At 58.2% G+C, this 11,898-nt stretch carries 9 protein-coding genes; all 9 read left to right on the top strand.

From position 1 onward, the window contains the following. Positions 1-240 precede the first annotated feature (240 nt). The 9 genes from sdhC to sucD all read left to right on the top strand — a co-directional run bounded on the left by sdhC (position 241) and on the right by sucD (position 11,624). Complete coding sequence (gene sdhC / locus E4P01_RS19520) at positions 241-615, top strand: succinate dehydrogenase, cytochrome b556 subunit (protein ID WP_003190005.1); 375 nt, start codon at positions 241-243, stop codon at positions 613-615. Next, entirely contained in the window at positions 609-977 is a 369-nt protein-coding gene (sdhD, locus tag E4P01_RS19515) for a succinate dehydrogenase, hydrophobic membrane anchor protein (protein WP_003172805.1), read from the top strand. Before sdhC ends, sdhD begins: the two co-directional genes overlap by 7 nt. 3 nt (positions 978-980) lie before the next feature. Beyond that, the gene (gene sdhA, locus E4P01_RS19510; protein WP_005786572.1) at positions 981-2,753 is read left to right on the top strand and encodes a succinate dehydrogenase flavoprotein subunit; all 1,773 of its coding nucleotides are present in this window, start codon (positions 981-983) and stop codon (positions 2,751-2,753) included. Positions 2,754-2,764: 11 nt separating this feature from the next. Further along, positions 2,765-3,469: a succinate dehydrogenase iron-sulfur subunit gene (locus tag E4P01_RS19505; RefSeq protein WP_005786573.1), complete on the top strand. Its 705-nt coding sequence runs from the start codon at positions 2,765-2,767 to the stop codon at positions 3,467-3,469. Between the two features lie 261 nt (positions 3,470-3,730). Beyond that, on the top strand, positions 3,731-6,562 hold the full coding sequence (locus E4P01_RS19500; protein WP_216090962.1) for a 2-oxoglutarate dehydrogenase E1 component: 2,832 nt from the start codon (positions 3,731-3,733) through the stop codon (positions 6,560-6,562). 44 nt (positions 6,563-6,606) lie between these two features. Further along, positions 6,607-7,836, top strand: coding sequence for a 2-oxoglutarate dehydrogenase complex dihydrolipoyllysine-residue succinyltransferase (gene odhB / locus E4P01_RS19495; protein ID WP_032877091.1), 1,230 nt, complete (start codon positions 6,607-6,609; stop codon positions 7,834-7,836). A gap of 99 nt (positions 7,837-7,935) precedes the next feature. Further along, positions 7,936-9,372 (top strand): dihydrolipoyl dehydrogenase, encoded by a 1,437-nt coding sequence (gene lpdA, locus E4P01_RS19490; protein ID WP_005786578.1) that lies wholly within the window; start codon positions 7,936-7,938, stop codon positions 9,370-9,372. 204 nt (positions 9,373-9,576) lie between these two features. Continuing rightward, positions 9,577-10,743, top strand: a complete 1,167-nt coding sequence (sucC, locus tag E4P01_RS19485; RefSeq protein WP_003190011.1) for an ADP-forming succinate--CoA ligase subunit beta — start codon at positions 9,577-9,579, stop codon at positions 10,741-10,743. Continuing rightward, the gene (sucD, locus tag E4P01_RS19480) at positions 10,743-11,624 is read left to right on the top strand and encodes a succinate--CoA ligase subunit alpha (protein ID WP_003172813.1); all 882 of its coding nucleotides are present in this window, start codon (positions 10,743-10,745) and stop codon (positions 11,622-11,624) included. The genes sucC and sucD overlap by 1 nt, the downstream gene beginning before the upstream one ends. The last annotated feature ends 274 nt before the right edge of the window (positions 11,625-11,898 follow it).

Below are 11,898 nucleotides of genomic sequence, written 5' to 3'. Positions count from 1 at the left end.
TTTTCGTCGAAATTGCCTGCCATTTACGCCTTTTATCCCGCCAGCGCAATCAGCTATTAGGGTGAGGTGTGCGCGTTGTCATTAGTAACCTAACTGTCTATACTCGGCCACCGACCGCCAAGGGCTTTTGGGCTTGCTTTCATTGGGGGTCGCACTCCCTGGGTGGTGCTTACCTGACCAGTCGCACTCCCCAACAACTTTGCCCTGATTGTTAGGGGCTCTTCAGTGTGAAAAAAAGCCGTGAATAGCCAACGACCTGTAAACCTAGACCTAAGGACCATCAAACTCCCCATCACCGGCGTTACGTCGTTCCTGCACCGTGTTTCCGGCATCATCCTGTTCCTGGGCTTGGGCATCATGCTTTATGCATTGAGCAAATCCCTGGGTTCCGAGGAAGGTTACGCCGAGGTGAAGGCATGCTTGACCAGCCCGCTGGCCAAGTTCGTAGCATGGGGCCTCCTGTCCTCTCTTCTGTATCACCTGGTAGCCGGTGTGCGCCACTTGATCATGGACATGGGCATCGGTGAGACGCTGGAAGGCGGCCGCCTGGGCTCGAAAATCATCATCGCCATTTCCGTGGTGCTGATCGTTCTGGCAGGAGTTTGGATATGGTAACCAGCGTAACGAATCTGTCGCGTTCGGGCCTCTATGACTGGATGGCACAGCGTGTGTCTGCGGTCGTTCTCGCGGCTTATTTCATTTTTCTGATCGGATACCTCGTCGCAAACCCGGGCATCGGCTATGAGCAGTGGCACGGCCTGTTTTCCCACAATGCGATGCGAATCTTCAGTCTGCTGGCCCTTGTAGCCCTGGGCGCACACGCCTGGGTTGGCATGTGGACCATCGCGACCGACTACCTGACGCCTATGGCGCTTGGCAAGTCCGCGACTGCAGTACGTTTCCTCTTCCAGGCAGTATGCGGCGTCGCGATGTTCGCTTACTTCGTCTGGGGTGTGCAGATTCTTTGGGGTATCTGATTCATGGCTAACATTCCAACTATTTCATTCGACGCCATCATTATTGGTGGCGGCGGTGCGGGCATGCGCGCTGCTCTGCAGCTGGCCCAGGGTGGTCACAAGACTGCCGTGATCACCAAGGTGTTCCCGACGCGCTCCCACACCGTATCGGCCCAGGGTGGCATCACCTGCGCCATCGCCTCCGCCGACCCGAACGATGACTGGCGCTGGCACATGTACGATACCGTCAAGGGTTCCGACTACATCGGTGACCAGGACGCTATCGAGTACATGTGTCAGGAAGGCCCGGCCGCAGTGTTCGAGCTGGACCACATGGGTCTGCCGTTCTCGCGTACCGAGCAAGGTCGTATCTACCAGCGTCCATTCGGCGGGCAGTCGAAGGATTACGGTAAAGGCGGGCAGGCTGCCCGTACTTGCGCTGCGTCCGACCGTACCGGTCACGCGCTGTTGCACACCCTTTATCAGGGCAACCTGAAAGCCGGTACCACGTTCCTGAACGAGTACTACGCTGTTGATCTGGTGAAGAACGGCAAGGGCGAGTTCGTCGGCGTGATCGCCATCTGCATCGAAACCGGTGAAACCACCTACATCCGCGCCAAGGCTACCGTGCTGGCGACTGGCGGTGCAGGCCGTATCTACGCCTCGACCACCAATGCCCTGATCAACACCGGTGACGGCGTCGGCATGGCACTGCGTGCTGGCGTACCGGTGCAAGACATCGAAATGTGGCAGTTCCACCCCACCGGCATCGCCGGCGCCGGTGTACTGGTAACCGAAGGTTGCCGTGGTGAAGGTGGTTACCTGATCAACAAGCACGGCGAGCGTTTCATGGAGCGTTATGCTCCGAACGCCAAAGACCTGGCTGGTCGTGACGTCGTGGCCCGTTCGATGGTTAAAGAGATCATCGCCGGTAACGGTTGTGGCCCGAATGGTGACCACGTACTGCTCAAACTCGATCACCTCGGTGAAGAAGTGCTGCACAGCCGCCTGCCAGGTATCTGCGAACTGTCCAAGACCTTTGCTCACGTTGATCCAGTGGTTGCTCCGGTTCCGGTTGTTCCGACCTGCCACTATATGATGGGCGGCGTACCGACCAACATTCACGGCCAGGCGATCACCCAGAATGCCGAAGGCGTGGACGAGATCATCCATGGTCTGTTCGCGGTAGGTGAAGTGGCTTGTGTATCGGTTCACGGTGCCAACCGCCTGGGCGGCAACTCGTTGCTCGACCTGGTAGTGTTCGGTCGCGCGGCCGGCCTGCATCTGGAAAAGGCGCTGACCGACGGCATCGAATACGATGACGCCACCGACGCCAATATCGAAGCGGCCCTGGCGCGCCTGAACGCTCTGAACGAGCGCACAGATGGCGAAGACGTGGCAACCCTGCGTCGCGAGCTGCAAAACTGCATGCAGAACTACTTCGGTGTGTTCCGTACCGGCGAATACATGCAGAAAGGTATCGCCCAGTTGGCTGACCTGCGCAAGCGTATCGCCAACGTCAAGATCAACGATAAGAGCCAGGCGTTCAACACCGCTCGTATCGAAGCCCTTGAGCTGCAAAACCTGCTGGAAGTGGCTGAAGCGACGGCGATCGCCGCCGAGGTTCGTAAAGAATCCCGTGGTGCTCACGCTCGTGAAGACTTTGAAGATCGCGATGACGAAAACTGGTTGTGCCACACCCTGTACTTCCCGGGTGACAAGCGCGTAACCAAGCGTGCCGTGAACTTCTCGCCGAAGACGGTGCCGACGTTTGAACCGAAGATTCGGACTTACTAAGGGTGGCTGCCATGTTGAAAGTCAGTGTTTATCGCTACAACCCTGATCAGGACGCTGCGCCGTTCATGCAGGAGTTCCAGGTCGATACCGGTGGTAAAGACCTGATGGTGCTGGATGTACTGGCACTGATCAAAGAGCAGGACGAAGGTTTCTCCTATCGTCGCTCTTGCCGTGAGGGTGTTTGCGGCTCCGACGGCATGAACATCAACGGCAAGAATGGCCTGGCGTGCATCACGCCGCTGTCTGCTGTTGTCAAGGGCAACAAGCTGATCGTTCGTCCTCTGCCAGGTTTGCCGGTTATCCGTGACCTGGTCGTCGATATGAGCATCTTCTACAAGCAATACGAGAAAGTTAAGCCGTTCTTGCAGAATGACACGCCGGCTCCGGCCATCGAGCGTCTGCAATCCCCGGAAGAGCGCGAGAAGCTCGACGGTCTGTACGAGTGCATCCTGTGTGCTTGCTGCTCGACGTCGTGCCCGTCTTTCTGGTGGAACCCGGACAAATTCCTGGGTCCAGCTGCACTGCTGCAAGCGTACCGCTTCCTGGCAGACAGCCGTGACACCAAGACGTCCGAGCGTCTGGCTTCGCTGGATGACCCGTTCAGCGTATTCCGCTGCCGCGGGATCATGAACTGCGTCAACGTATGCCCCAAAGGCCTGAACCCGACTAAGGCCATTGGTCACATCCGTAACATGCTGCTGCACAGCGGCGTGTAACTGACGTTGTAGTAAAGCAGGACCGTTGTGCCCGTAAATGCTGCGGCGCAGGCTTCAACCGGCGCCGTAGTTTTAACTTGAGCAGCGACTTACAAAGCCGCGGCTCTTATTTTGAAGAAATGAGACAAGCAGGGGCATTCGGGTTGGTACCCGAACTATCAGCGTGATCCTAAGTGGCTTGTTTTGGTCGCTGCACTTGGCCTTTTGCAAGCAAACTCGGTGTATTCGCCGGTGGTGTCCCCAAAATGAGGGTGACCAAGCATGCAAGAAAGCGTGATGCAGCGCATGTGGAACAGCAGCACCTTAGACGGTGGTAATGCTGCCTATGTGGAAGAGCTCTATGAGCTCTACCTGCACGACCCTAACGCTGTGCCAGAAGAATGGCGCACCTATTTTCAGAAGTTGCCTGCAGACGGTAACGCTGCCACCGATGTATCGCACGCAACAATTCGCGATCAGTTCGTGCTGCTGGCAAAGAACCAGCGCCGCGCCCAACCGGTTTCCGCCGGCAGCGTGAGCAGTGAGCACGAGAAGAAGCAAGTTGAAGTACTGCGACTGATCCAGGCCTACCGTATGCGTGGCCACCAGGCAGCCCAGCTTGACCCGCTGGGGCTGTGGCAGCGTCCTGCACCTGCAGACCTGTCGATCAATCATTACGGCTTGACCAATGCCGATCTTGATACGACCTTCCGTGCCGGCGACCTGTTCATCGGCAAAGAGGAAGCGAGCCTACGCGAAATTCACGAAGCGTTGCAGCAGACATATTGCCGCACCATCGGCGCTGAATTCACGCACATCACCGATTCCGAGCAGCGCCAGTGGTTCCAGCACCGCCTGGAAGGCGTGCGTGGCCGTCCGGTCTTGTCCGCCGATGTCCGCAGCCACTTGCTGGAGCGCGTGACCGCGGCCGAGGGCCTCGAGAAATACCTGGGTACCAAATACCCGGGCACCAAGCGTTTCGGCCTGGAAGGCGGCGAAAGCCTGATTCCGATGCTCGACGAGCTGATCCAGCGTTCCGGTTCCTACGGCACCAAGGAAATCGTGATCGGCATGGCTCACCGTGGTCGCCTGAACGTGTTGGTCAACACCTTCGGCAAGAACCCGCGCGAGCTGTTCGACGAGTTCGAAGGCAAGAAGAAGGTCGAGCTGGGTTCCGGTGACGTTAAATACCACCAGGGCTTCTCGTCCAACGTGATGACCACCGGCGGTGAAGTTCACCTGGCCATGGCGTTCAACCCATCCCACCTGGAAATCGTTTCGCCAGTGGTCGAGGGTTCGGTACGTGCGCGCCAGGATCGTCGTAACGATGCCACCGGTGAGAAGGTTCTGCCGATTTCCATCCACGGTGACGCGGCATTCGCCGGTCAAGGCGTGGTCCTGGAAACGTTCCAGATGTCGCAGACTCGCGGCTTCAAGACCGGCGGTACCGTTCACATCGTCATCAACAACCAGGTCGGCTTCACCATCAGCAACCCGTTGGACGCGCGCTCCACCGAGTACGCCACCGATGTTGCCAAGATGATCCAGGCGCCGATCCTCCATGTGAATGGCGATGATCCGGAAGCCGTGCTGTTCGTGACCCAACTGGCAGTCGACTACCGCATGCAGTTCAAGCGTGACGTGGTGATCGACCTGGTTTGCTACCGCCGTCGCGGTCACAACGAAGCGGACGAGCCAAGCGGCACCCAGCCGTTGATGTACCAGCAGATCACCAAGCAGCGCACCACCCGTGAGCTGTACGCCGAAAGCCTGACCAAGGCCGGCGTGGTTGACGATGCGCGTGTTCAGGCGAAAGTCGATGAATACCGCAACGCGCTGGACAATGGCCTGCATGTAGTGAAAAGCCTGGTCAAGGAGCCGAACAAAGAGTTGTTCGTTGACTGGCGTCCGTACCTGGGCCACACCTGGACTGCACGTCACGATACATCCTTCGATTTGAAGACGTTGCAGGAACTGTCCGCCAAGCTGCTGGAAATTCCCGAAGGCTTCGTCGTACAGCGCCAGGTGGCGAAGATCTACGAAGATCGTCAGAAGATGCAAGCCGGCGGCCTGCCGATCAACTGGGGTTACGCCGAAACCATGGCGTACGCGACCCTGGCGTTCGAAGGTCACCCGATCCGCATGACCGGCCAGGACATCGGCCGCGGTACGTTCTCGCACCGTCATGCGGTATTGCACAACCAGAAAGATGCGGGCACCTACATCCCGTTGCAGAACCTGTACGAAGGCCAGCCACGTTTCGACCTGTACGATTCGTTCCTGTCCGAAGAAGCCGTACTGGCGTTCGAATACGGCTACTCCACCACCACGCCTAATGCGCTGGTGATCTGGGAAGCCCAGTTCGGCGACTTCGCCAACGGTGCCCAGGTGGTTATCGACCAGTTCATCACCAGCGGCGAGCACAAGTGGGGCCGCCTGTGCGGTCTGACCATGCTGCTGCCACACGGTTATGAAGGCCAGGGTCCGGAGCACTCTTCGGCCCGTCTGGAGCGTTACCTGCAATTGTGCGCCGAGCACAACATCCAGGTGTGCGTGCCGACCACCCCGGCGCAGATCTACCACTTGCTGCGTCGCCAGGTGATCCGCCCGCTGCGCAAGCCGCTGGTCGTGCTGACTCCGAAATCGCTGTTGCGTCACAAACTGGCCGTTTCGACCCTGGAAGATCTGGCCCAAGGTTCGTTCCAGACCGTGATTCCAGAGATCGATACACTGGACGCCGCCAAGGTCACTCGCCTGATCCTGTGCAGCGGCAAGGTCTATTACGATCTGTTGGAAAAACGCCGTGCCGAAGGCCGCGAAGACATCGCCATCGTGCGTATCGAGCAGCTTTACCCGTTCCCGGAAGATGACCTCATGGAGATCATCGCGCCTTACACCAACCTCACGAACGTGGTGTGGTGTCAGGAAGAACCGATGAACCAGGGCGCCTGGTACAGCAGCCAGCATCATCTGCGTCGCAGCATCGGCAACCACAACAAGGCCTTGGTCCTTGAGTACGCCGGTCGTGATGCTTCTGCTGCACCTGCGTGTGGCTATGCGTCGATGCACGCCGAGCAGCAGGAAAAACTGCTGCAAGATGCTTTCACTGTTTAACGCCTTCGCGCTGACTGAAACCGAATTTTAAGGACCTACAGATAATGGCTATCGAAATCAAAGCCCCGTCATTCCCGGAATCGGTTGCCGATGGCACCGTTGCCACCTGGCACAAGAAACCAGGCGAGGCCGTCAAGCGTGACGACCTGATCGTCGACATCGAGACTGACAAAGTCGTACTGGAAGTGTTGGCCGAAGCTGACGGCGTGCTGGGCGCGATCGTGGCTGAAGAGGGCGCTACCGTTCTGTCGAACCAGGTACTGGGTTCGATCGAAGAGGGCAGCGCTGCTGCAGCTCCTGCTCCTGCCGCCGCTGCTGCTGCACCGGCTGCTTCGGCGCCTGCCGCTGCACCGGCAGCCGGTGGCGAAGATCCAATCGCTGCACCAGCTGCGCGTCAACTGGCTGAAGAGAACGGCATCAACCTGGCTTCCATCAAGGGTACCGGCAAAGACGGCCGCGTGACCAAGGAAGACGTGGTTGCTGCGGTTGAAGCCAAGAAGAACGCTCCGGCTGCCGCGCCTGCCAAGGCTGCTGCTCCAGCGGCTGCTGCCCCGGTGTTCGCTGCCGGCGACCGTACCGAGAAGCGCGTACCGATGACTCGCGTGCGTGCCACCGTGGCCAAGCGCCTGGTTGAAGCGCAGTCGAACATGGCGATGCTGACCACGTTCAACGAAGTCGACATGACCGAAGTCATGGCCCTGCGCTCCAAGTACAAGGACCTGTTCGAGAAGTCCCACAACGGCGTGCGCCTGGGCTTCATGTCGTTCTTCGTGAAAGCGGCCACCGAAGCACTCAAGCGCTTCCCGGCAGTCAACGCTTCCATCGACGGCGGCGACATCGTTTACCACGGCTATGCAGATATCGGCGTTGCCGTGTCCAGCGACCGTGGCCTGGTGGTTCCAGTGCTGCGTAACGCCGAGCTGATGAGCCTGGCCGAAATCGAAGGCGGCATCGCCGGCTTCGGCAAGAAAGCCCGTGACGGCAAGCTGACCATCGACGAGATGACCGGCGGTACCTTCACCATCACTAACGGTGGTACCTTCGGTTCGATGATGTCGACGCCGATCGTCAACCCACCGCAAGCCGCGATCCTGGGCATGCACAACATCATCCAGCGTCCGATGGCCATCAACGGCCAGGTCGTGATCCGCCCAATGATGTACCTGGCACTGTCTTACGATCACCGCCTGATCGACGGTAAAGAAGCCGTGACGTTCCTGGTGACCATCAAGAACCTGCTGGAAGACCCGGCTCGCCTGCTCCTGGACATCTGATAGAAGCAGTTGCACGTTGCGAGCTACAAGCTGTAGGAAAAAGCAGCTTGGCTTGCAATGTGTGGCTAGAAGCTTGTCGCAAATAGAGGATCTATTTTCATGACACAGAAATTTGACGTTGTAGTGATTGGTGCAGGCCCTGGCGGCTATGTTGCCGCCATCAAGGCTGCGCAACTGGGCCTCTCGACTGCTTGCATCGAAAAGTACACCGACAAGGAAGGCAAACTGGCGCTGGGCGGTACCTGCCTGAACGTTGGTTGCATTCCTTCCAAGGCGCTGCTGGACAGCTCCTGGAAATTCCACGAAGCCCAAGACGGCTTCGCGATCCACGGCATCAACCATGCTGGCGTGACCATGGACGTGCCAGCAATGGTCGGCCGTAAAGCCAACATCGTCAAAGGCCTGACTTCCGGCGTTGCCACCTTGTTCAAGGCCAACGGTGTGACTTCCATTCAGGGTCACGGCAAGCTGCTGGCCGGCAAGAAAGTCGAAGTCACCAAGCCAGACGGTTCGGTTGAAGTCATCGAAGCCGAAAACGTGATCCTGGCACCTGGCTCGCGTCCAATCGACATTCCGCCTGCCCCAGTTGATAACAACGTGATCGTTGATTCGACCGGCGCCTTGGAATTCCAGGCTGTGCCTAAGCGCCTGGGCGTGATCGGCGCTGGCGTAATCGGTCTGGAACTGGGTTCGGTATGGTCCCGTCTGGGCGCTGAAGTCACCGTGCTGGAAGCCCTGGACACGTTCCTGCTGGCGGCCGACACTGCAGTCTCCAAAGAGGCGCTGAAAACCCTGACCAAACAAGGTCTGGACATCAAGCTCGGCGCCCGTGTCACCGGCTCCAAGGTCAACGGCGAAGAAGTCGTGGTGACCTACACCGATAAAGACGGCGAGCAGACCATCACCTTCGACAAGCTGATCGTTGCCGTTGGTCGCCGTCCAGTGACCAACGACCTGTTGGCTTCCGACAGCGGCGTGAACATTGACGAGCGTGGCTTCATCCACGTTGATGATCACTGCGCAACCACCGTGCCGGGCGTATATGCGATCGGCGACGTGGTTCGTGGCATGATGCTGGCCCACAAGGCTTCCGAGGAAGGCATCATGGTCGTCGAGCGCATCAAGGGTCACAAGACCCAGATGAACTACGACCTGATCCCGTCGGTTATCTACACCCACCCGGAAATCGCATGGGTCGGCAAGAACGAACAGCAGTTGAAAGCTGAAGGCGTTGAAGTTAACGTCGGCACCTTCCCGTTTGCCGCTTCCGGCCGTGCCATGGCAGCCAACGACACCGGTGGTTTTGTCAAAGTCATCGCTGATGCCAAAACTGACCGCGTATTGGGCGTCCACGTGATTGGCCCAAGCGCTGCAGAACTGGTTCAGCAAGGCGCGATCGGTATGGAATTCGGCACCAGTGCCGAGGACCTGGGTATGATGGTCTTCTCCCATCCGACCCTGTCCGAAGCGTTGCACGAAGCAGCGTTGGCAGTGAATGGCGGTGCCATCCACATCGCCAACAAGAAGAAGCGCTAAGCGAGATAATAAGAAACCACGGCGGAGTTGCCCGTCGTGAGCCTTGCGCGCAAGACTCACCGCGGAATATCCGCTGGACGCAGCCTTGCGCAGCTTTACGGGCCATAAGCCCCGCAAGTTGCGCAAGCAGCAGTCACAGGTGGTGCGGCACTCATAATGAGCGCAGCGCCGAATGCGCAGTACCTAACGAAGACGGTAAAAAGCATGAATCTTCACGAGTATCAGGGTAAGCAGCTGTTCGCTGAATACGGCCTGCCAGTTTCCAAGGGCTACGCAGTAGACACCCCGGAAGCAGCAGCAGAAGCTTGCGACAAAATCGGTGGCAGCGAGTGGGTTGTCAAAGCCCAGGTCCACGCCGGTGGTCGCGGTAAAGCGGGCGGCGTTAAGCTGGTTCGCAGCAAAGAAGACGCCAAGGCCTTCGCACAGCAGTGGCTGGGCAAGCGTCTGGTGACTTACCAGACTGATGCCAATGGCCAGCCAGTCACCAAGATCCTGGTTGAATCGTGCACTGATATCGCTAAAGAGCTGTACCTGGGCGCTGTCGTTGACCGTTCGAGCCGTCGCATCGTGTTCATGGCTTCCACCGAAGGTGGCGTGGACATCGAGAAAATCGCTCACGAAACCCCAGAAAAAATTCTGAAGGCCACTATCGATCCACTGGTTGGCGCACAGCCGTTCCAGGGTCGTGAACTGGCGTTCCAGCTGGGTCTGGAAGGCAAGCAAGTTGCCCAGTTCGCCAAGATCTTCGTAGGTCTGGCCAAACTGTTCCAGGATCACGATCTGGCCCTGCTGGAAGTGAACCCGCTGGTGATCAAGGCTGACGGCGACCTGCATTGCCTTGATGCCAAGATCAACATCGACGCCAACGCCATGTACCGTCAGCCTAAGCTGAAGACTTTCCACGATCCGTCGCAAGACGATCCGCGCGAAGCGCACGCTGCCAAGTTCGAACTGAACTACGTAGCGCTGGAAGGCAACATCGGTTGCATGGTCAACGGTGCTGGCCTGGCCATGGGTACCATGGACATCGTCAACCTGCATGGCGGCAAACCAGCCAACTTCCTCGACGTAGGTGGTGGCGCTACCAAGGAACGCGTTACCGAAGCGTTCAAGATCATCCTGTCCGACTCCAACGTCGCTGCAGTACTGGTCAACATCTTCGGCGGCATCGTTCGTTGCGACATGATTGCCGAAGGCATCATCGGTGCAGTGAAAGAAGTTGGCGTTAAAATCCCGGTTGTTGTTCGCCTTGAAGGTAACAACGCTGAACTGGGCGCTAAAGTACTGGCAGAAAGCGGTTTGAACATCATCGCGGCTACCAGCCTGACCGACGCTGCTCAACAAGTTGTCAAAGCTGCGGAGGGCAAATAATGAGCGTCCTGATCAATAAAGACACCAAAGTTATCTGCCAGGGTATTACCGGTTCGCAAGGTAGTTTCCACACCCAGCAAGCCATCGAATACGGCACCAAGATGGTTGGCGGCGTAACTCCGGGCAAAGGCGGTACCGAGCACCTGGGCCTGCCAGTGTTCAACACCGTGAAAGACGCTGTAGCTGCCACTGGCGCTACCGCCAGTGTGATCTATGTTCCAGCTCCTTTCTGCAAGGACTCGATCCTGGAAGCGGCATTCGGCGGCATCAAGCTGATCGTGTGCATCACCGAAGGCATTCCTACCCTGGACATGCTGGACGCCAAAGTTAAGTGCGACGAGCTGGGCGTAGTCCTGATCGGCCCTAACTGCCCAGGTGTGATCACCCCAGGCGAATGCAAGATCGGCATCATGCCAGGTCACATTCACTTGCCAGGCAAGGTCGGTATCGTTTCCCGTTCCGGCACCCTGACCTACGAAGCTGTTAAGCAGACCACTGACGCCGGTTTCGGTCAGTCGACTTGCGTCGGCATCGGCGGTGACCCGATCCCAGGCTCGAACTTCATCGATATCCTGAAGCTGTTCCAGGAAGACCCGAAGACCGAAGCGATCGTGATGATCGGTGAGATCGGCGGTTCGGCTGAAGAAGAAGCGGCTGCCTACATCAAGGCACACGTGACCAAGCCGGTTGTTTCCTACATCGCTGGTGTGACTGCCCCTGCGGGCAAGCGCATGGGCCATGCTGGCGCAATCATCTCTGGCGGCAAAGGCACTGCAGACGAGAAGTTCGCTGCACTGCAAGACGCAGGTGTGAAAACCGTGCGTTCGCTGGCAGACATCGGCAAGGCCCTGGCCGAGCTGACCGGTTGGGCTGTCAAGTAAGCCTCGCGCTTAGCTGACGCTTCACCACACAAAGGCCACCTTCGGGTGGCCTTTGTGCATTCTGAAATAGAGTGAGGATGTACTTGGTCCCGTGTGGGAGCTGGCTTGCCTGCGATGCAGGCACCTCGGTGCATCAGACACATCGAGTCGATGCCATCGCAGGCAAGCCAGCTCCCACAGGGGCCAGCATTGCCCAATTAAGTATGAAAACGCGACATTCAAATGTCGCTTATCGGACAGTTCGCCCCGCAACAGTGCGTTTGTCAGCCTGATT

Source organism: Pseudomonas sp. NCIMB 10586 (genome assembly GCF_023127895.1).
Classification (GTDB): Bacteria; Pseudomonadota; Gammaproteobacteria; order Pseudomonadales; family Pseudomonadaceae; genus Aquipseudomonas; species Aquipseudomonas synxantha_A.
The sequence above is the reverse complement of the archived record's forward strand: the minus strand, read 5'-3'. Positions and strand labels throughout refer to the sequence as shown.